Origin of the sequence: Merdimmobilis hominis (genome assembly GCF_016901855.1) — a bacterium.
In the GTDB taxonomy this organism is placed as follows: Bacteria; Bacillota; Clostridia; order Oscillospirales; family Ruminococcaceae; genus Paludihabitans.
Genome location: NZ_JACJKY010000090.1, coordinates 1 through 245 on the forward strand (window position 1 = coordinate 1; position 245 = coordinate 245).

Here is a 245-nt window from a genome sequence, read left to right on the forward strand (position 1 = left end):
TATTTGTTCGATTTCTCTGTTGGACACATATACCTGCATCTTAACCCCTCCTTCATTCAATGTGCTTACAGTGCTTTAATGACATTTTGGGCAACACCCTGAATAGTGCAGTCCTGAACATAGATATCTTTCATCTTGCTGTTTTCAGGGTGTAAGCGACAGCAACGGTGTTTTTTATCTCTGTAAAACCTCTTTAGTGTGGTTTCGTTGTCTACCAGCGCAACAACAATATCTCCTTCTTCTGC

Annotated in this window: 1 protein-coding gene; it reads right to left on the reverse strand. The window is 40.8% G+C overall.

All coding sequences use genetic code 11. The features are described 5' to 3' along the window. Nucleotides 1-65: 65 nt before the first annotated feature. Nucleotides 66-245, reverse strand: a 180-nt coding sequence (locus tag H6A12_RS13205; RefSeq protein WP_275955309.1) for a LexA family protein, incomplete at its 5' end; no start/stop codon positions are given.